Below are 20,280 nucleotides of genomic sequence, written 5' to 3'. Positions count from 1 at the left end.
GCGGCTCAGGTGCGCTTGGCCTGGAGCAGGTTGATGCCGGGGTATGCCTGCGCCCGGACGCCGGAGACCTTCTTGGGGTCCCAGGCGGTCATCAGCTCGGTGTGGACGACGGGGTAGAGGACGGCCTGCTCGGCGATGACGTCCAGATATTTCTGGACCTTGGCGGCCTTGGCTGCCTTGTCCGGCTCCTTGGTGGCCTCGTCCATCATCGCGAACAGGGCCTTGGCGTCCTTGCTGCCGTCGAAGTGGGCGTACTTCATCCACAGCCCGCCCTCGACGAAGTTGTAACGCAGGATCAGGTCGGCGTCCATGCCGAACTGGTTGGGGTTCGAGGCCGCCGCGACCACCTGGTAGTCCTGGAACTGGTCCATCTTGGTGAACAGCGCCGCCGTGTCCTGCGGCTCCAGCGTCGTCTTGACGCCGATCGCCTCCCACGAGGCGGCGATGGTCGGCAGGCAGTCGGCGATCCAGCTCACGTTGACGGCCATGAGGTTGACCGTCAGGTTGCTGACCCCGGCCTCCTTCAGCAGCGCCTTGGCCTTGTCCGGGTCGTAGTCGTAGACGACCGCGGCCCGCTTGTGGTCGGGGTGGCCCTCGTTGAGGAAGGAGCTGGAGGCGGTGCCGTGGCCCTTGAGCGCCACGTCGATCATCTTCTTCTTGTCGATCGCGTAGTGCAGCGCCTGCCGTACGCGCACGTCGTCGAACGGCTTGGTGCCCGTGTTGAACATCAGGAACATGTGGTTCATGCCCGCGCCGCCCTCGACCGTCAGCCCCTGCTGCTTGAGCTGGTCGACGTTGGCGTACGGGATGTTGTCGGCGATCTGCGCCTCCGCCGAGCCGCCGGAGATCTTCGCGACCCGGGCGGCCGCGTCGACGATCGTCAGCCAGTTCATCTGCTTGACCGTCGCGGGACGGGGCCCGTTGTAGCCGTCGAACGCCTCGAACGAGGTGTTGGACTTGGGGTTGTGCGCGGTCATCTTGTACGGGCCCGAGCCGACGGCCTTGCCGCTCTTGGCCTGGTCCCACGCTCCCGGCTGGGAGAAGACGTGCTTCGGCATGATCTTGGCGATGGTGAGCCGGGGCGCCGCGTCCGGGAAGGCGAACTTGAAGACGAGCTCCACCGTGCGGTCGTCGACCTTCTTGACCTCCTCCAGCCAGGAGCGGAAGAAGTTGCCGACGAGCACGTTGGCCTCGGGGTCGAGCACCCGCTCGAAGGTGAACACCACGTCGTCGGCGGTGACCGGCTGCCCGTCGTGCCACTTGGCGCCCTCGCGCAGCGTGAACTTCCACGTGGTGGCGTTCAGGTCGTCGGGCAGCGCCGTGGCCAGCGCCGGGTACGGCTCGCGGGTGATGGGGTCGGTGTCGAGCAGGCCCTCGTAGATGTGGGTGATGCCGGCCATGGCGAAGGCCGAGGCGGTCTGCGTCGGGTCCCAGCTCTGGTCGTTGCCGTAGCCGATGACGGCGGTGATCAGGTCTTTGTTGGATCCCGCGCCGACCGAGCCGGTCGAAGCCGGGCCTCCGCTGCAGGCGGCCAGAGTGGACGCGATGATCGCGGCCGCCCCTGTCGCTCCGCTGTAACGCAAGAAGTCGCGGCGGCTGAACTCAGGGCTCACGGATGCCTCCCGGGGGGTAGCCCAACGTAGAACGTGGGACATCCCATGTCCTATCTTTTGCGTAAGGTGGACGCTAGATGCGAGGCCTGGTTGCGGTCAACAGGAGGTTTCCGGAATGTTACGCACCAGTCCGCAGAGAAGGGATCTTTCATGACCACTGCCCCGCGCTCACGGCTCAGCCGTGCCGTCGAGGCCCAGGAGGGCGTCAAGGAGCTCATCCTCAAGCGCGGGCTCAAGGCGGGCGACCCCCTGCCCACCGAATCCGAGCTGATGGAAGAACTGCGCATCAGCCGCAACTCGGTCAGGGAAGCGCTGAAGGCCCTGCAAGCCGTCGGCATCGTCGACATCCGCCACGGCTTCGGCATGTTCGTCGGCCGCATGTCGCTCGCCGGGTTAGTCGACGAGCTGACCTTCCACAGCCGCATCACGCTCCAGAACGGCCGCAACGCCCTGGCCAACCTCATCGAGATCCGCGAGATCCTCGAAGTCGGCCTGGTCCAGCGGCTCATCGACCTGGGCGACGCCGCCGACCTCACCGCCGTCGCCGACGTCATGGCCCGCATGGAGGCCGAGGCGCTGGTGGACGACATCTCCCCCGAGACCGACCGGCTCTTCCACGACCTGCTCTACCGGCCGCTCGGCAACCCCGTCGTCAGCCAGCTCCTCGGCGCGTTCTGGGATGTCTACCACCAGTTGCGCGACCATCTCGGCGCCCCGGACGAGTCCCCCGCCGACGTCGCCCGCCGCCACCGCGACATCTACGTGGCGGTCCAGGCGGCCGACAAGCCGGCGGCGGTCACGGCCGTCATCGCCCACTTCGACGGCGTCCGCAACCGCCTGGCCCGCCTCACCCTCACCTGACCCTCCGCCCCCGGCCTCCCCTCGGCCGGGGGTGTCGTCACCAGCGGCGGTAGACCTCTTCGGCCCATCCGTACAGGCCGGAGATCTCCACGACCTCGCCGTCGTCGGCCACCACCGTGCCCCGGTAGTGGCCGAACGCCTGGGCCTCCCGGGTGCGCATGTAGAGGGCGCGCTTGATGTCGGCCTCGCGGACGTGCTCGGGGACGAACTCCAGGTCCACCCGGTCACCGGTGATGCGCCACGGCGCGTTCCAGTCGGTGGTGTCGTAGCGCCAGACCAGCTCCTCGCTGATCTTGTGCACCCGGCCGTCGAGGATGAGCGCGTTCTCGACGCTGCCGGTGCCGTCGGTCCACTTGCCGCCGAGCTGCACGGCCACGTCCCGGCCGCCGGGGCGGCCCGAGGCGGCGCCCCAGTTCCACAGGATCTCGCCGGGCCAGCGGCCCCGGCCGAGGTCGAGCGTGGCCAGCGCGTCGCCGGCGCCGAACGCGTACGTCCTGCCGTTGACGCGCACGGTGCCCTCGGCGGGGCGGCCCACGTCCTTGACCGTGTACTGGAAGCGGCGGGTGCTCCACGGCACCACCAGCGACAGGCTCTCGCGGCCCGGCACCCGGTGCACGAGCAGGTCGGCCTCCATCTCGGCGGACTTCAGCCGCAGCCGGGTGCCGTCGGCGGTCTCGTCCACGCTGATCCGCACCGGACCCGCGCCGATGCGGACGCTGCCCTCGCCGCTGCGCGCGGAGAACGACACGCCCCGGGCCGGGACGAGCAGGCCCTTGCTGGTCACCTGCTCGCCGGTGCGGCGGTCCAGGAAGAACGCCGACTCGCCCGCCAGGTAGTCGAGGCTGCTGGCGCTGAACGCGAACACCTGGCCGGGACTGGTCACGCACCAGTAGTCCCAGCGCATGGTGCGGCCCCAGCCTCGGATGTTGGCGCGGTGCAGCGGGGTGCGGCTCCAGCCGACGGCGGCGGGGTTGAGCCGCCCGTCGGGCAGGCACAGGTCGACCCGGCTGATGATCTCGCGCTCGGCGACCGCGCGCGGGCTCGTGTTCATCGTGCTCTCCGTCATCGCCCCAGCCCGATGCTGAGGTACTTGTACTCCAGGTAGTCGGCCACCCCGTGGTGCCCGCCCTCGCGGCCGTAGCCGCTGCTCTTCACGCCGCCGAACGGCGCCTGCGGCGGCGCGAGCGGCCCGCCGTTGACGGTGACCATGCCGAACTGCAACTCCTCGGCCACCCGGACGGTCCTGCTCAGGTCGTTGGTCCACACATAGGCGGTCAGCCCGTACGGGGTCGCGTTCGCGCGTTCGACGACCGTGTCGCAGTCGTCGAACTCCAGCACCGGGGCGACCGGCCCGAACGTCTCCTCGCGGCAGACGAGCATGTCCTCGGTGACGCCGCCGAGCACGGTCGCCGGGTAGAACGTTCCAGCGCCGCCGGGGCGGATCCCGCCGGTCAGCGCCTTCGCGCCGTGGGCCAGGGCGTCCTCGACGTGCCTGGCGACCTTGGCGACGGCCCGTTCGTCGATGAGCGGGCCCAGCTCGGCGGCCTCGGCCTGCCGGACGAGCTCGGCGGTGAAGGCGGCGCTCAGCGAGGAGTGCACGAAGATCCGGTTGGGCGAGGTGCACGCCTGGCCGGCGTTGAGGAACTTGCTGCGGGCCACGGCCCGCGCGGCGGCCACCGGGTCGGCGTCGGGGAAGACGAGCACGGGCGCGTGCCCGCCCAGCTCGACGCTGAGCCGTTTGACGTCGTGGGCGCTCTGCCTGATCAGCTCCCTGCCGACCTCGGTGGAGCCGGTGAACGACACCTTGCGCACGCGCGGGTCGGCCATCACGGCGGCCCCGAACACGGCCGGGCGCGACGTGGTGACCAGGTTGAACACGCCCGGCGGCAGCCCGGCGGCGACGAACGCCTCGGCGACGGCGACGGCCGACAGCGGGGTCAGCTCCGCGGGCTTGAGCACGACCGTGCAGCCCGCGGCGAGCGCCGGGCCGAGCTTGCGGGTGATCATCGAGACGGGGAAGTTCCACGGCGTGATGCCGGCGACCACGCCCACGGGCTCGGGCAGCAGCCAGATCCGGTTGTCGGCGTGCGCGCCCGGCACGGTCTCGCCGTAGAGGCGGCGGGTCTCCTCGGCGGCCCACAGCAGGTGGTCGGCGCCGGACAGCACCTCGCCGGTCGACTCGGCGAGCGGTTTGCCCTGCTCGGCCGTCATGACGGCGCCGATCGCGCCGGCGCGGGCCGCCAGCTCCCGGGCGGCGGCGCGCATGAGGTCGGCCCGCTCGTGCGCGGGCATGGCCCGCCAGCCCGGCAGCGCGGCGCAGGCGGCGTCGATCGCCTGCCCGGTCAGCTCCGGGCCGCAGTCGGCGACCTCGGCCAGCGGCTCGCCGGTGGCGGGCGCGTACACGGTGAACGTGCCGCCGGCCTCCCGCCAGTCGGCCCCGATGAGCGCCCGTCGTGTGTCAGCCATGTGTCTCCTGGATTCCTTCGATCAGCGCCTTCATGGCGGCCATCTCGTGCGCGTGCTGCAGCTCGCTGGCCAGCGAGATGTCGCCGGCCACCAGGGCGTTCCTTATGGCGACGTGCTCGGCGTGCGATTCGGGCAGCCGCCACGGGACCAGGCGGAAGCCGCGCTGGGCGGTCTCCGTCCTGGCCCACAGGCCCTGCAGCATGCGGTGGGTGAGCTTGCTGTTCTCGGTGTCGCACAGCAGCGAGTGGAAGCGCCGGTTGAGCCGGGCGAACGCGGCCACGTCACCGGCGCCGACGGCGATCTCGCACTCGGCGAGCACCGCGTCGACCTCGGCCAGCCGCTCGCCGGCCAGCGGGCGGCCGTCCAGCTCCAGCGCGAGCGCGGTGAGCGCGGCCCGCACGCTGTAGAGCTCGCGCACGTTCTCGACGGTGAACGCGGCGACGACGGCGCCCACGTGCGGGCGTTCGACCAGCCACTCCTCCGAGCAGAGCTGCTTGATGGCCTCGCGCACGGGCGTCTCGCTGATGCCGACCGCCTCGGCCACCACCCGGGTGGTGATCTTCGTGCCGGGAGGCGCCTCACCGGTCATGATCAGGTGCTTGATGTGCTCGGCGGCCAGATCCGCCTTGGTGCGGAACGGGGAACGCGATTCGGCCATGGTGGGGAGCCCTTCAGACCCGCTGGACGGTGAGCGGCTCGATCGCCGCATGATCAAGCTCTACACCGAGTCCGGGTCCTTCCGGAACGGCTACGAGACCGGAGGAATCGGGCAGCAGCGGTTCGGTCAGCATGGCGTGGAACACCTCCGGGACGATCACCGGCGGATCGTAGGGGTACTCCAGCCAGTCGCAGTTCGGCAGCGAGGCGCAGAGCTGCAGGTTGCCGGCCACGCCGAGGCCGGTGGCCCAGGCGTGCGGGATCACCTTGCGCTGCCGGGCGGCGGCCATCGCGCCGAAGTCGCGCAGCGCGCCGATCTCCTCGCTCTCGTTCGCGTCCGGCTGGAAGATGTCGAAGCAGCCGTCCTCCAGCATGCGCACGAGCTGGCCGATGCCGCGGTTGTGCTCGCAGCCCGCGATCGGGATCGGCGAGGCGGCGGTCAGCTCGCACAGCGTGCGGTAGTCGTGCCGGGGCAGCGGCTCCTCCAGCCAGGCGACGCCGAGACCGGCCAGCTCCCTGGCCGTGGTGAGCGCCCGGTCGTAGTCCCAGATCAGCCGGGTGCCGTCGGGGGCGTAACGCCAGCGGGCGGCGGCCTGGTTGGCGTCGACCATGAGGGCCACGCCGGGGCCGACGGCCTCGCGCACGGCGGCGACCTGGGCCACGTCCTCGGCGATGGTCCTGGCGTGGACGCGCAGCTTGATGCCCTGGAACCCTGCGGCGACGGCCTTGAGGCTGTCCTCGACCCGCTGCTCGGGGGTGCGGACCTCGCCGAAGCTCGCGTAGGCGCGGACGGCTCCCGCGTGCCCGCCCCACAGCTTGTACAGCGGCTGCCCGCAGGCCTTGCCGACGGCGTCCCACACGGCGACGCCGACGACCCACGGCCTCGGGAAGACGTACTCGGCCACGTACCGCAGCCGGTTGGCGACGTGCGTGGTGGCGAAGGCGTCCAGGCCCACGAGCTGCGGCCGGATCCAGCCGCGGATCGCCTCCAGCAGCATCGGCCCGGTGCCGTGGCCCATGTCGCCGCCGGACACGCCGACGATGCCCTCGTCGGTCTCGACCTCGACGATGACGGCCGACATGGCCCGGTGCGCGCCCTCCGGCGCCCACGACGGCACGAACGGCCGGGGGTAGGGCAGCTCGATGACGCGAGCGCGCACGTCTGTGATCCTCATCGGCCCATCACCCCTTGGTCGCGCCGTCCGCGAGACCCTTGATCAGGTACTTCTGCACGAGCAGCGCGAACACCACGACGGGCAGCACGGTCAGCACGCCGACCGCGGCCAGCGGCCCCCACATCCCGCCCTTCTCGGTGTCGGCCGCGATGCCGGCGATCGCCACCGGGATGGTGACCGCCCTGTCGTTGGTGAGGATGAGCGCGAACAGCAGCTCCTCCCAGGCCAGGATGATGCAGAAGATCAGCGTCGAGACCAGCCCGGTGATGCTCGTCGGCACGATGACGCGGAAGAACGCGCCGAACCGGGAGCACCCGTCGATCATCGCGGCCTCCTCCAGCTCCTTGGGCAGGCCGCGGAAGAACGCCCGCATCAGCCACACCACGTACGGCACGAGGAAGGTCACGTACGCGAGGATGACGGTGATGTACTGGTCGGTGAGCCCGAGCTTCCGGGCGACCAGGAACAGCGGCACGACCAGCGCGATCGGCGGCACCGCGCGGGAGGCGAGGATGAGCCCGCCGACGACGCCGGCGCCGCGCATCCTCATCCGCGACAGCGCGTAGCCGGCCATCGAGCCGGCGATCATGGAGATGGCCGAGGCGCCCACCGCGATGATGATCGTGTTGACGATCCGGGGCAGGATGCGCGCCTGGTGGAAGTAGCTGACGTAGTTGTCGAGCGTGAACTCGCCGAGCCACCGGGGCGGCACCGTGAAGATGTCCTTGGGCAGCTTGAACGAGATGCTCACCATGTAGAGGACGGGGAACAGGAAGGCCAGCGTCACCAGGATCGCCCCGGCGATGGCCGCGTACCTTCTCACCATCGGTTCTCCAGACGCCGGCTCACGCGGAACAGGACAAAGGTGATGAGCATCGTGACGACGAGCACGATCGTGGCCATCGAGGACGCCGAGCCGAACTCCAGGCTCCTGAACCCCTTCTCGTAGATGTAGAGGTTGACCACGTTCGTCGCGTTCCCTGGCCCGCCCTTGGTGGCGGCCAGCGCGATGTCGAACATCTTGACCGCGCCCAGCCAGCGCACCACGAACGCCGCCGCCATCACCGGCACGAGCAGCGGCAGCGTCACGTGCCGCAGCGTGGCCCACCGGCCGGCGCCGTCGGACTTGGCCGCCTCGTACACGTCGCCGGGCAGCGCCATGATCCCGGCGGAGGCGATCAGCACCACGAACGGCGTCCACCGCCACGTGTCGATGATGATCACGCTGGCCATCGCGAGCACCGGGTCGCCGATCCACTCGACGGGCCCGATGCCGACCAGCCCGAGCGTGTAGTTGACCACGCCCCAGAGCGGGTCGAGCAGCATCCGCCAGACGCCGCCCGCGACGACCGGCGCCACCACCATCGGGATGAGGAACAGCGCCCGCAGCACCCCGCGCCCCCGCCAGGGCACGTTCAGCAGGAACGCGATCGCGAACCCGAGCACCATCTGCAGCGGCAGCGCGATCACCAGGTAGACGGCCGTGACCCGCAGCGACTCCAGGAAGCCGGGGTCGTTCAGCACCGCCTCGTAGTTGCGCCAGCCGACCCAGCCCGTCGGCTGGAAGGTGGCCAGGTCGAAGTCGGACATGCTCACCCAGAGCGTGTAGAAGATCGGGTAGAGCAGCATGCCCGCCAGCAGGACCAGGGCCGGGGTGAGGAAGAGCCAGGCGGTGCCCGGCTCTCCCAGCCTCACGCGTCTCACTGGCCGTAGCCCTTGGTCTTCAGCAGCTCGGTGATCTCCTTCGCGGCCTGGTCGATCGCCTGCTGGGAGGTCGCCTGGCCGGACATGGCCCGGCTGGTCTGCAGCGCCAGGATCTGCTGGACGGCGTCGGACTCGGGCAGCCTGGGCCGCCACATCTGGCCCTTGCTCGCGACCTCGTAGCCGTCCTTGAGCGCCTGGTAGACCGGCCCGGCCCAGTCGGCGGGCGGGGTGCCGTCGAGGGTGGAGTTACGCGCCGGGAAGGTGCCGAACTCCTTGCCGACGAACTGCTCGCCCTGCTTGGAGGTCACCCACTGCAGCCACGTCCAGGCGGCGGCCGGGTGCTCGGACTTCTTGGAGATGCCCGCCGACCAGATGCCGCGGTGCGCGCCGGGCCCGGCGGTGCCCGCGGGCATCGTGGTGATGCCGACCTCCTCGGGGGTCAGCGTGGTGGTCTCCTTGTCGACGGCCGTGCCCTTGAAGACGCTGCCCCACATGAACATGGTGGCCGTCTTGCCCTGCCGGAACGCCTCCAGCGGCTCGTTGAACTGGTAGGTGGAGGCCCCGGGAGGCGCGTACTTGAGCAGGTCGACCTGCGTCTGCAGCGCCTTGACCCCGGCCTCGCCGGCGAAGGCGACCTGCATCTTGTCGTCGAGCAGCTTGCCGCCGTCGGAGTTAAGCACGGTCTGCCACACGGTGGGGGTCAGCGGGTCCTTGGTGAAGTACGTGCCCACGGCCCACGAGTCGGTCTTGCCGTCGCCGTCGGTGTCCTGGACGAGCTTCTGGGCGTCCGCGAAGTACTGCTCCCAGGTGGTCTCGGCGGTCGGCTCGGCGACCCCGGCCTTCTTGTAGAGCGACTTGTTGTAGAACATCAGCAGCAGGTTGGAGCGGACGGGCACCGCGTACTGCTTGCCCTCCCACTCCCCCGCGGCGAGCGGCGTCGCGTGGAAGTCGGCCCAGTCGTACTCGGGGTCGTTCCACTTGGCCAGCTCCTGGCCCTTGAGGTCGTAGAGGGCGCCGGTCTTGGCGAGCTGCGGGATCCACGGGTCGTCGGCGAGCACCGCGTCGTAGGTGGCGGTGGTGCCGGTCAGCTCCAGCATGGTCTTGGCGAGCTGGTCGTTGTACGGGATGCCGTCGATGGTGACCTTGATGTTCGGATACTTCTTGTTGAACTCCGGCACGAGCTTGTCCTGCCACTGCTTGGCGAACGCGTCGTTGGCGATCACGCGGATCGACACGGGCTGCTGCGCGGTGCCGAGCCCGCCGCCGTCTGCCGGGACCTCCTCGGCCGACGAGCCGCAGGCCGCGACGGCCAGACCGAGCACGGCTACGGCCGCGACCAGGCGGGTGCTTTTCAAGACTTCTCCTCCGGGGAAATGGGGGTTTACGCGGTGGGGTCGATCGCGAGCTTGACGACATCCCTGCCGTCGAGGGCGTAGCCGCCGCCGAGGGCTTCGAGCGCCTCGCGGACCCTGCCGAGCGGCAGGCGGTGGCTCACCACCTGCTCGTACGGCCTGCCGCCGCGTTCGAGGATGGTCAGCGCCTCGTGGTAGCGGCGCTGCATGTCGGGGCCGGCGCCGTACACGCCGGCGATCGTGATGTCCCGCTTCAGCAGGTCGCTGTACGGGTTGAAGGGGATGGCGCCGCGGTCGGTGAAGTTGCCGAGTTCGGCGAGCACGCCGCCGTCGGCGACCAGGCCAAGCGCTTCGCGGAACGCCTCGGGCGAGCCCGCGGTGCCGATGACGGCGTCGGCGCCGTCGCGGCCCAGCGCGTCGAAGATCTCCTGGCGGCGCTTCTCGGGGCCGTCGCCGAGCCCGACCACGGCGTCGGCGCCGAGGCGGGCGGCCAGTTCGAGCCGGGCGCCCGGCGCGCCGACGGCGACGATCCGGGCGGCCCCGGCGGTGCGGGCGGCGGCCACGGCCATCAGGCCGATCGCGCCGGCGCCCTGGACGACGACGGTGGAGCCGATCCGGATCGCGGAACGTTCCACGCCGTGCAGCGCCACGGACAGGGGCTCCTGCAGCACCGCCACCTCGGGGGGCAGGCCGGTCCGGTAGAACACGGTGCCCGCGTTGGAGGCGTACAGGTGGGTGGCGAAGCCGCCGGTGAGGTGCGGCGGGCGGTCGGCGGGCGAGGCGAAGCCGTAGGAGGGGCGGCGGTCGGGGCAGTTGCCGGGCCGGCGCCGCACCTGGCAGTCGTAGCACCGGCCGCAGCTCAGGGACGGGAAGACGCCGACGCGGTCGCCGACGGACACCGGCCGGCCGGCGTGGTCGGTGGTGACGCCCTCGCCGAGGGCGGCGAGGGTGCCGACGATCTCGTGGCCGAGCAGCGCGGGGAAGCGCACGCTGGCCAGCCGGCCCCGGTAGATGTGCGCGTCGGTGCCGCACATGCCGCAGAGCTCGACCTTGAGGACGAACTCCCCGGTGCCGGGGCGGGGCAGCGGGTAGTCGCGTACGTCCACCGGTCCCGCGACGTCGGTGACGATCGCCGCGCGTGCCGTCGCGTCCATCCACCGCCTCCACATTCTGCTTTCTATAGAATGCAGCAGACGTTAGTTTGTGGTGTTTTGGCCGGTCAAGGCTTGTTATCGGAATGTTTTCTGGCCCACTACGCTGGAGGACATGGCGGAGATCGCAGTCCCCGACGGGGCGTGGACGTTCGACGGAGAGACGGTCCGGATCGTCCCGGGCAGCGGCCGCGAGGTGCACGAGCTGCGCAAGGCGCTCGGCGAGATCGTCGTCCCGCTGGAGGCCGTCGCCGGGGCGACATTCGAGCCGTCACGCAAGGGCGGCCACCTGCGGCTGCGGCTGCGCCGGGGCGCCGACCCGCTGACCGACGTGGTCGCCGGCTCGCTGACCGCCCCCGCCGACCCTTACCGCCTGGCCGTCCCCAAGGGCCGCACCGGCGCCGCCGAATACTACGCCGACGAGATCCGCGACGCGCTCGCCGCGTGGCAGACGCCCAGCGGGCCGACGGACGACTACCTGCTGCCCGGCCCCGACGTGCCGATCAGCGCGTCCGCCGGTGACGGCACCGTCGCCTTCGACGGCGAGCGCGTGCGCATCGAGTGGACCGCCTTCGCCAGCACCGCCAAGGACGAGGCCGGCCCGCAGGAGTTCCCGCTGACCGACCTGGTGGCCGTGGAGTGGAAGCCGCAGTCCGGCCTCGGCTACGGCACCCTTCGCTTCCGCGCCAAGGGCGACGGGCCCGACAAGCAGCCGCAGAAGGACCCGCGCTGCATCTCGTGGGGCGTGCAGCGCTTCGGCGGCACGACCGCGCTGGTCGCCGCCGCCGTGCACGCCCGCATCCCGCGCGGCGTCGCCGAGCTGCCCCCCGCCCCGGCCCCGGCGGGCGAGGTGGACGTGGTCCTGCGCCACCTCGCCGAGCTCGGCGAGCTGCACCGCTCCGGCGTGCTCAACGACGAGGAGTTCGCCTCGGCTAAGCAGGCCCTGCTGCGCCGCCTGGAGTGAACCGCTCGTCCGGCACGCAGTGCGTCATCTTCAGCCCGGTCACGTCACGCGGCCCGTTCCTGCCCAGCTTGGCCAGCCGGTCCCGGTCCTCGTCGGTCAGCTCCTGCTTGGGCAGCGGCTCCAGCCCGGCCACGTCGTCCGGCGTGATGCCCAGGCCCTCGCCCACGCGCAGCCCCAGGTCGTCCTCCACCAGCAGGAAGTGCCACACCATGCGCTCCTGGATGCGCCGGTCGCACTGCTTGAGCTGGGTGACGAAGTTGTGCACCAGGTCGTCGCGCTCCCACTCCTCCATCAGCAGATAACGCTGCCCGGCCTGCACGTAGTCGTTCGTGCGCGGGATGCGCCTGCGGGTGAGACGGCCGGTGATGACCGGGCCCTCGATGTCCTCCGTCGGGTACTCGGCCTCGCGCAGCCCGCCCACCAGCGACGGCTCGTAGTTGATGTGCGGCGACTCGCCGCCGGTGTCGACGAAGTACGTCATCTGCCCGTCACGCTGGTTGGTGCGGATGCTCGCGTTCTTCGCCTGGTTGACCGGGAGCTGCAGGTAGTTGGGGCCCACCCGGTAGCGCTGGGTGTCGCTGTAGGAGAACGTCCGCCCGACCAGCATCTTGTCGTCGGAGAAGTCCAGCCCGTCGACCAGCACGCCGGTGCCGAACGAGATCTGCTCGTTCTCGGCGAAGTTGTTGTCCACGTTGCGGTTGAGCACCATCCGGCCCACCGGCCGTGCCGGGAACTCGTTCTCCGGCCACACCTTGGTGTCGTCCAGCGGGTCGAAGTCCAGCTCGGGGTGCTCGTCGTCGCTCATCACCTGCACGAGCAGCTCCCACTCCGGGTGGTCGCCGCGCTCGATCGCCTCGTGCAGGTCCTTGGTCGCGTGCCCCAGCTCGGTCGCCTGGATGATCGCCGCATCGGCGGCCGTCATGCTGCGCACGCCCTGCTTGGGCATCCAGTGATACTTGACCAGGAACGACTCGCCCTGCTTGTTGGTCCATTTGTACGTGTTCACGCCGAAGCCCTGCATGTGCCGGTAGTCGGCCGGGATGCCGCGCGGGCTGAACAGGTTGACCAGCATGTGCATGCACTCGGGCGTCTGCGACATGAAGTCGAAGATCCGGTTCGGCTCCTGGCGGAACGTCACCGGGTCCGGCTTGAGCGCGTGGATCACATCGGGAAACTTGATCGCGTCCCGGATGAAGAACACCGCCAGGTTGTTGCCCACCAGGTCCCAGTTGCCGTCCTCGGTGTAGAACTTGACGGCGAACCCGCGCGGGTCGCGGGCCGTCTCCGCCGAGTCACGGCCGCCGATCACCGTGGAGAAGCGCACCGCGAGATCCGTGCGCTTGCCCGGCTCCTGGAACAGCTTGGCCCTGGTGTAGCGGCTGACCGGCTCGTCGCCGATCTTCCCGTACGCCTCGAAGAACCCGTAGGCGGTGGTCCCGCGCGCGTGCACCACCCGCTCCGGGATGCGCTCGCGGTCGAAGTGGCTGATCTTCTCCAGGAACTGGTAGTTCTCCAGCGTTGCGGGCCCTCGCGCGCCCACCGTCCGCTGGTTCTGGTTGTCGTAGACAGGATGGCCCTGCCGGTTCGTCAGCACTTCGCGACGGTCACCAACGTCACTCATGTCACCGTTTCCTCTCCTCGGATGACCCCTTTCCCGCCCTGCCCTCAAGCCGCCGTGCGACACCGGCAAAGACTTCGCCCCTCCGGTCAGCCGGCCTTGCCCGCCAGGTCGAACACCTGCAGCGTCGCCCCCGCGCCGTCGACGCGCCAGAAGCGGGCGCCGCTCGGACCGCCCTGCCAGACGCGGATCACCTCGGCCCGGCCGTCGCGGTCGTGGTCGCCCACCGACCACGTCCTGATCGAGCCGCGCTCCCAGTCCTTGAGCCGCTTGCCCGCCGGGCCGCGCTCGGGGCCCCGATGGCTGAACGACAGGCCGGGGCGGCGCACGCCCTCCGGGGAGCCGGTGAGGATCTCGGCCCCGCCGACGACCCGCGCGTGCATGCCGATGACCTCGCCGGAGACCAGGTCGTCGGCGCCGTCGCCGGTCAGGTCGCCGGCGTGCAGGCTGCCCCGGACGCCGCCGAGCACCTGCGGCTCGCGGTCCGCGCCGCCGTAGAAGACGCGGGCGATGCTCTCGACCGACGGGTCCTCCGTCTCCATGCCGGGCTCGTTGTTGCGTGCTCCGCTGTCGCCGATCGCCACGTCGCGGCGGCCGTCGCCGTCGAAGTCGCCGAACACCGCCGAGCTGCCCGTGGCCACCTCGCGGAAGTCCTCGCCGGTCAGCAGCCAGGCGTGGGCCTGCTCGCCGTCGTCGGGCCCGTACACGACCAGGTCCGGCCCGTACGGATCGGTGACCATCCTGCCGGGCCACTCGCCCTCGGGGAGCGGGCGGCCGCTCCGGCGGGCGGGCTCGCCGGACCTGGTGAACGGGCCGTGCAGGCGGACGAGCCTGCCGCCGCTGCCGTCGGGACGCGACGTGGTCGCCAGCAGGTCGGCGGCGGCGTCGCCGTCGAGGTCGGCCACGCCGGAGTGACTTCCGTACGGCAGGACGGCGGCCGGGCCCCGGCCGCCCCAGAAGATCATCAGGGACCGGTCGGGGATGACGACGTCCGCGCAGCCGTCGCCGTCGAGGTCGGCGAACTGCGGGGGCACCTCGCCGGACATGGCGCCGTCACCGGCGACGTACGCGGTGGCCGGGTCGAGGCCGCGCGCCGACCCGTGCACCACCACGAGCTGGGCCCGCTCCCGCCAGTCGGCGCCCGTCCGGACGAACGCCAGATCGGCGTAGCCGTCACCGTTCACGTCACCGGGTTCGGCCTTGCCGGAGCACCGGGGCCGCGACGGGGGCGCGGCGGCCGGGGTCACCGAGACTGGCACAGGCTCCGGCGCGGGCTCCGGCGTGGGCGGGGGTGTCGGCGCGGCGGGGCCCGGCCCTGCGGCGGCGCACCCGGCGAGCATCGACGACACGAGTAAGACTCCGAGCTTTCTCGCCATGGCCGCCCACTATGCCGCATCCGGCCGAGCAGCGTCCTGACACGAATTGTAAGTGTACGATTACTCTTTGTGTCCGATGTCGTTACTCCGTGAAGGGGAGAACCATGCGTTCGCACTCCGCTCTGGCCGCCGCCGCCGGCGCCCTCATGCTGGTCCTGGCGGTTCCCGGCTCCGCCTGGGCCGCCACGGGCCAGTTCCGCTACTCGTACCAGACCGCCGACGGCTACGACGCCGTCGGCTTCATCAACAACCCGCCGAGCCGGACGTGCATCGACATCCAGGGCGCCGGCTCCGACGGCACGTCAGCCGCCTACGCGCCCAAGAACCTGACCGACGCGACGGCCACCGTCTTCCTGGAGCGCGGCTGCGCGGGCGACGTCTACTACAGCCTGCGCCCCGGCGCGGGCGCCTCGGACCGCCTCCTGGTGCGCTCCGTCGTCTTCTCCTGACCCCGGCACGAAAGAACCCGGCTCGGCGACCCGAGCCGGGGTTCCGCTCGACAGACAAGGCCGCCTTCTCGCGCACCAAGATATTTCACGTCGTAAAAGATGTTCGACGGAAAGAACAGGCATGGGGTGCCACCGGCCGGCCGGGCACACGGTGGAGTGGTCATCGACTCGCCTCGTAGACGATCTCGACGCGCCGGTTGAGCGCCCGGTTCTCGGCGCTGGGCCGGTTGCCGACCATGTTGGGCACCCGCGGCCTGGTCTCGCCGTGGCCGGAGGCCCTCAACGTGACGGACCTCCCGGAGAGCAACCCGGCGAGGACGCCGCGCACGGCTTCGGCGCGACGCTGGGACAGGCGGCGGTTGTAGGCCTTCGAGCCCTGGTCGTCGGTATGCCCGGCGATCTCGATGACGCCGTCGGGCGCGTCGGTCCTGATGCTTTCCGCGATCCTCGCCAGCCGGGTCCTGGCTGCCCCGGTCACCTCCCACTTGTCGAAGGCGAAAAGCACGTCGCTGGTCAGGGTGACGGTGACGGTCCTGTCGTCGCGGGTCTCGCTCTCCGAGGCGTCCAGGGACTCCACGGTGAGCCGGACGTTCTCGACGAGGTGCCTGATGTCCTCAACGGGAAAGACGTCGTCTGCCCGGGTCCCGGCTGAGGCCGGGGTGTACGTGGTGAGCAGCAGCATCGACGCCGTTCCGAGGCTCAGAGCCAGCCGTCGGCGCGCCGCCCGGGCCTCAGTCACCGAAGTGGCCGTGACCGGCTCACGCGATCGGGACATCGCTCATGATTCCGAAGCCCGGGACCTCGACGTGCACCTTGGTGACGTCCGGGGGCGGAGCGGCGAACGTCGCGTAGAAGGGAAGGCTCTCGCCCTCGTCGATGACCACGCTGCCGCTGGTCGTGGAGCACAGACAGGCGAAGTGGCCGGTGCGTCCGGGCCGGTACCGCTTGGCGTTGCCGGCGTCCACCAGGGAGAGTCCGCCCACCGTGTAGTCGGTCGGTCCTTTGCCCAGGTCGTTGCCGATGCGCCAGGAGGGCCCGTCCTCGTTGCTGATCGTGAGGCTGAGCGTGGCCATCTTCCCCTCCCGCTGGAGCTGGGTGATGGTCACGGTCATGTCGCGTCCCTCACGCTCGAACCGCTGAGACGCGATCGGGGCAAGGGCTGACGGAGATACGGCCGGTGTGGTGGTGGTCGTCGTCTCGGGTGACGGCGACGAACTCGGCCGGGCCGCGGAGGTCCCGGTGGAGTTCGCCGCACGAGCGCCGTCCTGGCGCTCTCCACCGCCGCCGGGCCCGCCCACCGCACCGCAGGCCGTCAGGGCTATCACGAGAGCCGGAACCCCTGTCAGAGCTGCGACATGCCTTGTCATCGGGAGACTCCTCATCGCCTTTCACTTCATGCGCGTCCGGGAGATGCCATCGTCGTGGTCCGCCGCGACGCCGGCCATGGGGTTATCCCTAGATGTCGCCGCCTGGATGGCGGCTTTCGCCGACTTTGCGGTGGTAGTTGATGTCATGGGTGCCGATCGGCGTGATCTCTGCGAAGGAGGGTTCATGACATTCAGGACCAGGTACGGCATCGTGGCGCTGGCCGTTCTCGCCAGCGTCGTGTACGTCGCCGGCACCGGCTGGCTGGACGACCCGCACGCCGCGCCGCTCTGGGACCTGGCCGGGGTGGCGGGACCCTTATGGGCGGCATGGGTCTACATCGTCATGGGGCTGATCGTCTGGTCGCAGCGGCACGTGAGCTCGCTGGGGCGGCGGACGGTCGCGATCGGGTTCACCTGGTTCACGGCTGGATTGCGCTCCTTCGACCACCCTGTCCTGGCGGGGATCGGCGACCTGGCGCCCGGGGTGCTGTTCGTGGTCTTCGCCTACGCGGTCTTCGCCTCGTCGCCCGGCTTCCCCTTCACCGCGGCGGGGCTGCTCATCAGCCTCCTCGGCTGGCTGGCCGGCGGAGTGACGGCGATGGAGCTGTTCCTGCCCGTGCCCGGTCTCGGGCTGCTCCTGGCGGCGCTGGTGACCTGGCCGATCGAGGTCATGGTCCGGGTGATCTGCGCGGGCAACACGCGCGTACGCGGGCTGCTCGCGGAGAACGAGCACCTGCACGGCGAGGTGAAGGACGCCAGGGGCAAGGTGGTCGAGGCGATGGACGCCGGGCGCCGCAGCATCGAACGCGACCTGCACGACGGCGCGCAACAGCGCCTGGTGAACGTCGGCATGTCACTCACGCTCGCACGCACACGCCTGGCCGAACCGCCGGAAGCCGGGGCGGCGCTCAACCGGGCGATGATGGAGCTGGAGGCGGCCCTGGAGGAGCTGCGCGAGCTGGCCCGTGGCGTCTACCCGGCGATCCTGGCGGACGCCGGCCTCGGGCCCGCGCTGGAGTCGCTGGCCGAACGCGCGGCCCTGCCCGTCGTTCTGGAGGACCTGCCCGCACGCCGGCTGCCCTCCCGTGTCGAGGAGACCGCCTACTTCCTCACCTCCGAGGCCATCGCCAACGCCGCCAAACACGCCGGGGCCTCGCAGGTCGTCGTACGGCTTCGGGACGAGGGCAGCCGGCTGATCCTGATCGTGAGCGACGACGGCGCCGGGAACGCGGACCCGTCGGGCAGCGGCCTGCGCGGGCTCGCCGACCGGGCCGCCGCCGTCGGCGGCCACGTGCGCGTGCACAGCCCCGCGGGTGCGGGCACCCGTGTGACAGCGAGCCTGCCCGTCCCTGACCCCGCGACACAGGGTTATCCCTCTGTTCACCACCCCGCACGCGAGCGAGCATGATCTCACCGAACCCGCCGGCGGTCGTGGGCAAGCCATCTCCCCTGGGTCCGACGCGTGCGCGTGACCGCCGTCGCCGTTCCACATCTGGAGGTTTCATGAGGATGAAGAGCGTTCTGACCGCGGCCGCCGCGTTCGCGGCCCTGAGCGTGCTCACGCAGGCCGCGGCTGCCGACGCCACCCCGCCGGACCCCGCTCCGGGCGGGCCGCAGCGGCCGTACGAGCCCGACGTCGAAGCCACGGACAACATCGACTCGCTGTCGGTGACGGCGACTCGCGGGGCCGGTCGGAGCGTGACGATCGCCTTCGACCGGCGCAGCCGCGCCGCGACGGGCGACGTCCCGGCCGGGCCACGGCGGTTCGTCTTCCTGTTCGACCGTTCGGTGAGCTTCAACCCCGAGGCGTTCCCCACGTGCGCTCGCGCCGTGATCGAGCGGCAGGGGGTGCGGGCGTGCCCGGCCGGGTCGCGGATCGGAGGCGGCCGTGGCGAGTTCCCGAGCGGCGAGCCGCAGGAGGTACACGCCTTCAACACGCGGATCGGGCGGTCAGCCGGGGTGCTGGTGGTGCTGCCGGCTTCGGGGGTGATCCTGGAGCAGACGCTGGAACGGGTCACGTCCCCGTACCGGAAGGACTACCGATGGGCGCTGGACGAGATCGTGCCGCCCACGGCCGTCCCACCCCAGGACCGCGTGGGCACCACCCGTTTCCAGCTCTCGTTCGGCGCCACCCGCCGGCACCACGGGCGCACCGTCGGCTTCGCCGAGACCACCGCGAGAACGGGCGGCGAGCTCCGCTTCGGCCTGTGGACCGAGTTCGTCACGGGACAGGTCCTCCTGCCCACCGCCAGGACGCCGCTGAAGGCGGGCCAGAACGGCTGATCAGCGCCGTAGATACGCGAGGACCGCGAGGACCCTGCGGTTGTCGTCGTCCGTGAGCGCCAGGTGCAGCCGGTCGAAGATGTTGCGCACGTGCGCCTCGACCGTCTTGACGGTCACGCTCATCGCCTTGGCGATGGCCGCGTTCGTACGCCCCTCTGCCATCAGGCCCAGCACCTGGCGCTCCCGGCCGGTCAGCTCGTCGAGCGGATCTCGCGTCCGCCGGCGCCGCAGCAGCCGGTCGACCACCGACGGATCGAGGACCAGGCCGCCCGCCCCGACGCGCCGGACGCCGCTCTCCAGGTCGTCCAGCCGGTTGACCCGGTGCTTGAGCAGGTAGCCCGCGCCGCCGATGCCGCCGTCCTCCCCGAAGAGCTGACCGGCGTGGTGCGTCTCGACGTACTGCGACAGGACCAGCACGCCCAGCCCGGGATAGGCGTCACGCAGCTCCCGCGCCACGTCGAGACCTTCGGCCGTGTACGTCGGCGGCATGCGGACGTCGACCACGACCACGTCGGGCGGGTCCTGACGGACGAGGCTGATCAGCCACCCCGGGTCACCCGCCTGGCCCGTGACCTGGAACCCGCGTTCGGTGAGGAGCCGGGCGAGCCCTTCGCGGAACAGCAGACAGTCGTCGGCGACCATCACCCGCATCCGTTACCGGCCTTTCGCGCGCTGCTCGATCATGCTCAACCCTACGGCCGGGCCGCGCGCCCCGCGCGGACCGGGCGGGGCGATCAACGGGCGCCCGGGGTGACCAGGCCCGACTCGTAGGCGTGGACGACCAGTTGGGCGCGGTCCCTTGCGCCCAGCCTGGACATCGTCCTGCTGACGCGGGTCTCGCGGTGGCGTGGCTGATGGTCAGGTGGGTGGCGATCTCCTCGTTGGACAGGCCGGTCGCCACCAGCGTCAGGACCTCGCGTTCCCTGTCGGTCAGCCGGTCCAGACCGGGCCCGGCACCGGGCGGCCGACGACAGCGCGGTCCCCCGTCGGCGGTCGGCGGTCGGCGGTCGGCGGTCGGCGGTCGAGCCTCCCGGAGAGGCCGTGGCCGCGCGCGTCTTCCTGGCGGTTCACCAGCGACTTCCACCATCCCGTGCACCTCCACCTGGCCCGCTTCCAGGTGCTGACGCGCAACGGCGGACCGCCCCTGCCGACCGACGCCGGCTGGAAGGACACCGTGGACGTGCGCCCCTACGAGGTCGGCGTCTGACCGGATCGGCTCACGCCACCCAAAGCGTCTCCGGCCG

The 20,280-nt window shown here is 71.1% G+C and carries 20 protein-coding genes and 1 pseudogene; 6 read left to right on the top strand and 15 right to left on the bottom strand.

Translation table 11 applies throughout. The features are described from left to right. Nucleotides 1–5: 5 nt before the first annotated feature. Nucleotides 6–1,613, bottom strand: a complete 1,608-nt coding sequence (locus tag AB0G11_RS43845) for an ABC transporter substrate-binding protein (RefSeq protein WP_357592817.1) — start codon at nucleotides 1,611–1,613, stop codon at nucleotides 6–8. 150 nt (nucleotides 1,614–1,763) lie between these two features. On the opposite strand from AB0G11_RS43845, the gene AB0G11_RS43840 reads away from it, so the two are divergent. Next, complete coding sequence (locus AB0G11_RS43840) at nucleotides 1,764–2,474, top strand: FCD domain-containing protein (RefSeq protein WP_219510550.1); 711 nt, start codon at nucleotides 1,764–1,766, stop codon at nucleotides 2,472–2,474. A gap of 37 nt (nucleotides 2,475–2,511) precedes the next feature. Here AB0G11_RS43840 and AB0G11_RS43835 read toward each other — a convergent pair whose 3' ends face one another. From AB0G11_RS43835 to AB0G11_RS43800, 8 genes are read right to left on the bottom strand one after another with little or no spacing between them, the layout of a single operon-like run. Next, nucleotides 2,512–3,525, bottom strand: a complete 1,014-nt coding sequence (locus tag AB0G11_RS43835; RefSeq protein WP_357592815.1) for a DUF2804 domain-containing protein — start codon at nucleotides 3,523–3,525, stop codon at nucleotides 2,512–2,514. An 11-nt stretch (nucleotides 3,526–3,536) separates the two neighbouring features. Next, nucleotides 3,537–4,940, bottom strand: coding sequence for an NAD-dependent succinate-semialdehyde dehydrogenase (locus AB0G11_RS43830; RefSeq protein WP_357592813.1), 1,404 nt, complete (start codon nucleotides 4,938–4,940; stop codon nucleotides 3,537–3,539). After that, nucleotides 4,933–5,598: a GntR family transcriptional regulator gene (locus tag AB0G11_RS43825; RefSeq protein WP_219510553.1), complete on the bottom strand. Its 666-nt coding sequence runs from the start codon at nucleotides 5,596–5,598 to the stop codon at nucleotides 4,933–4,935. The genes AB0G11_RS43830 and AB0G11_RS43825 overlap by 8 nt, the downstream gene beginning before the upstream one ends. A 13-nt stretch (nucleotides 5,599–5,611) precedes the next feature. After that, the gene (locus AB0G11_RS43820) at nucleotides 5,612–6,772 is read right to left on the bottom strand and encodes a mandelate racemase/muconate lactonizing enzyme family protein (protein WP_219510554.1); all 1,161 of its coding nucleotides are present in this window, start codon (nucleotides 6,770–6,772) and stop codon (nucleotides 5,612–5,614) included. Nucleotides 6,773–6,779: 7 nt separating this feature from the next. Next, complete coding sequence (locus tag AB0G11_RS43815; protein ID WP_219510556.1) at nucleotides 6,780–7,598, bottom strand: carbohydrate ABC transporter permease; 819 nt, start codon at nucleotides 7,596–7,598, stop codon at nucleotides 6,780–6,782. Then, entirely contained in the window at nucleotides 7,592–8,467 is an 876-nt protein-coding gene (locus AB0G11_RS43810; protein WP_308126029.1) for a sugar ABC transporter permease, read from the bottom strand. The genes AB0G11_RS43815 and AB0G11_RS43810 overlap by 7 nt, the downstream gene beginning before the upstream one ends. A 5-nt stretch (nucleotides 8,468–8,472) precedes the next feature. Then, nucleotides 8,473–9,831 carry a sugar ABC transporter substrate-binding protein gene (locus AB0G11_RS43805; RefSeq protein ID WP_357592811.1) on the bottom strand — a complete coding sequence of 453 codons (1,359 nt, stop codon included), beginning with the start codon at nucleotides 9,829–9,831 and terminating at the stop codon, nucleotides 8,473–8,475. Between the two features lie 26 nt (nucleotides 9,832–9,857). Further along, entirely contained in the window at nucleotides 9,858–10,982 is a 1,125-nt protein-coding gene (locus tag AB0G11_RS43800; protein ID WP_357592809.1) for an alcohol dehydrogenase catalytic domain-containing protein, read from the bottom strand. Nucleotides 10,983–11,094: 112 nt separating this feature from the next. Here AB0G11_RS43800 and AB0G11_RS43795 point away from each other — a divergent pair, with 112 nt between their 5' ends. Beyond that, nucleotides 11,095–11,943 (top strand): DUF4429 domain-containing protein, encoded by an 849-nt coding sequence (locus AB0G11_RS43795; RefSeq protein WP_357592807.1) that lies wholly within the window; start codon nucleotides 11,095–11,097, stop codon nucleotides 11,941–11,943. Here AB0G11_RS43795 and AB0G11_RS43790 read toward each other — a convergent pair. Beyond that, nucleotides 11,912–13,564 carry a catalase gene (locus tag AB0G11_RS43790; RefSeq protein WP_219510561.1) on the bottom strand — a complete coding sequence of 551 codons (1,653 nt, stop codon included), beginning with the start codon at nucleotides 13,562–13,564 and terminating at the stop codon, nucleotides 11,912–11,914. The genes AB0G11_RS43795 and AB0G11_RS43790 overlap by 32 nt on opposite strands. A gap of 86 nt (nucleotides 13,565–13,650) precedes the next feature. Beyond that, complete coding sequence (locus AB0G11_RS43785) at nucleotides 13,651–14,937, bottom strand: VCBS repeat-containing protein (protein ID WP_357592805.1); 1,287 nt, start codon at nucleotides 14,935–14,937, stop codon at nucleotides 13,651–13,653. 104 nt (nucleotides 14,938–15,041) lie between these two features. Here AB0G11_RS43785 and AB0G11_RS43780 point away from each other — a divergent pair, with 104 nt between their 5' ends. Next, nucleotides 15,042–15,386 (top strand): hypothetical protein, encoded by a 345-nt coding sequence (locus tag AB0G11_RS43780; protein ID WP_219510563.1) that lies wholly within the window; start codon nucleotides 15,042–15,044, stop codon nucleotides 15,384–15,386. Between the two features lie 160 nt (nucleotides 15,387–15,546). Here AB0G11_RS43780 and AB0G11_RS43775 read toward each other — a convergent pair whose 3' ends face one another. Both AB0G11_RS43775 and AB0G11_RS43770 read right to left on the bottom strand, forming a co-directional pair. Next, on the bottom strand, nucleotides 15,547–16,125 hold the full coding sequence (locus tag AB0G11_RS43775; protein WP_219510564.1) for an OmpA family protein: 579 nt from the start codon (nucleotides 16,123–16,125) through the stop codon (nucleotides 15,547–15,549). Nucleotides 16,126–16,144: 19 nt separating this feature from the next. After that, on the bottom strand, nucleotides 16,145–16,498 hold the full coding sequence (locus AB0G11_RS43770; RefSeq protein WP_219510565.1) for a hypothetical protein: 354 nt from the start codon (nucleotides 16,496–16,498) through the stop codon (nucleotides 16,145–16,147). Between the two features lie 439 nt (nucleotides 16,499–16,937). Between AB0G11_RS43770 and AB0G11_RS43765 the strand changes: the two genes are divergently transcribed. Beyond that, the gene (locus AB0G11_RS43765) at nucleotides 16,938–18,161 is read left to right on the top strand and encodes a histidine kinase (protein WP_219510566.1); all 1,224 of its coding nucleotides are present in this window, start codon (nucleotides 16,938–16,940) and stop codon (nucleotides 18,159–18,161) included. A 101-nt stretch (nucleotides 18,162–18,262) separates the two neighbouring features. Then, entirely contained in the window at nucleotides 18,263–19,036 is a 774-nt protein-coding gene (locus AB0G11_RS43760) for a hypothetical protein (RefSeq protein ID WP_219510568.1), read from the top strand. Here the strand turns inward: AB0G11_RS43760 and AB0G11_RS43755 are convergent, their stop codons facing one another. Both AB0G11_RS43755 and AB0G11_RS43750 read right to left on the bottom strand, forming a co-directional pair. Then, nucleotides 19,037–19,687, bottom strand: a complete 651-nt coding sequence (locus AB0G11_RS43755; protein WP_219510569.1) for a response regulator transcription factor — start codon at nucleotides 19,685–19,687, stop codon at nucleotides 19,037–19,039. Between the two features lie 83 nt (nucleotides 19,688–19,770). Continuing rightward, nucleotides 19,771–19,985 (bottom strand): annotated as a pseudogene (locus tag AB0G11_RS43750) (LuxR C-terminal-related transcriptional regulator); the annotation flags it as partial. Here AB0G11_RS43750 and AB0G11_RS43745 point away from each other — a divergent pair. Beyond that, entirely contained in the window at nucleotides 19,884–20,243 is a 360-nt protein-coding gene (locus tag AB0G11_RS43745) for a multicopper oxidase domain-containing protein (RefSeq protein ID WP_357592847.1), read from the top strand. The pseudogene AB0G11_RS43750 and the gene AB0G11_RS43745 overlap by 102 nt on opposite strands. Nucleotides 20,244–20,280: the final 37 nt, after the last annotated feature.

This window comes from Nonomuraea sp. NPDC023979, assembly GCF_040639085.1.
GTDB lineage: Bacteria > Actinomycetota > Actinomycetes > Streptosporangiales > Streptosporangiaceae > Nonomuraea > Nonomuraea ceibae.
This window is presented reverse-complemented; position numbering and strand designations above follow the sequence as displayed.